We start from the raw sequence: 257 nt of genomic DNA on the forward strand, positions 1-257 counted from the left end.
GTTAAAACAAGGATCAATCTAACAGATGTGTTTTAACTGTATTCATAAGTTAGCGGCCCGCTCCAGCAACCCCACCTCCCATGTAATCCAAAAGAGGCTGAGTAGGCCAAGAGTTCCTGCCATGGGACGCAAGGTAAACTGATTTGTCCTTCATCTGTATGAAGGCATAGGTTTTCCCCTTGGCCCTGCTGGTGTTCTCATCTCCAGGTCTAGACCTCCACATACCTCCTCCTTCCACTGGAGATCTTAGCTCGTTT

At 47.9% G+C, this 257-nt stretch carries 1 protein-coding gene; it reads right to left on the reverse strand.

Features of this window, described 5'->3' with window-relative positions; genetic code table 11:
* Window positions 1–49 precede the first annotated feature (49 nt).
* Window positions 50–257, reverse strand: a 208-nt coding sequence (locus I5349_RS13875; RefSeq protein ID WP_226391372.1) for a hypothetical protein, incomplete at its 5' end; no start/stop codon positions are given.

The sequence above is a fragment of the Penaeicola halotolerans genome (genome assembly GCF_016464625.1).
Taxonomy (GTDB): domain Bacteria; phylum Bacteroidota; class Bacteroidia; order Cytophagales; family Cyclobacteriaceae; genus Penaeicola; species Penaeicola halotolerans.